The sequence below is a fragment of the Bacillus mobilis genome (assembly GCF_001884045.1).
In the GTDB taxonomy this organism is placed as follows: Bacteria; Bacillota; Bacilli; order Bacillales; family Bacillaceae_G; genus Bacillus_A; species Bacillus_A mobilis.
Window position 1 is genome coordinate 1 of record NZ_MACF01000056.1, and the last position, 359, is coordinate 359.

At 35.9% G+C, this 359-nt stretch carries 1 pseudogene; it reads left to right on the forward strand.

The window, feature by feature from the left end:
* Window positions 1–277: pseudogene (locus BAQ44_RS31785) on the forward strand (hypothetical protein); the annotation flags it as partial.
* Window positions 278–359: the final 82 nt, after the last annotated feature.

Sequence of the window (359 nt, forward strand, 5' to 3'; positions counted from 1 at the left end):
ATGAAGTGAAACCTGTGAAACTGGAACGATTTCAATGTCATTTATATGGGCAATTAATTGGTTTGTGTTTGGTAGCTAGCATTACATATCGAATGAGAAGACTTATATGGGAGAAAAAACAAAAAGAGGTGAGTGAGTATAAGTGTACATATATCGTCAAAATTTACTTCTCTAGTATACACGACGTGCTTTTCACAACCTTTCAACATCCTGTATCAGTGCTAACCAGGCTCTTTCAGGATCTTGTCAAAAACGGAAGAAAAGCATGAAGGTATAAGTGTCGTACACCGTTCGATATCCTTAGTATCACTCAAGAATGTACGAAAAGACTTCACAAAGCCGTATAAAAAATACGAAAT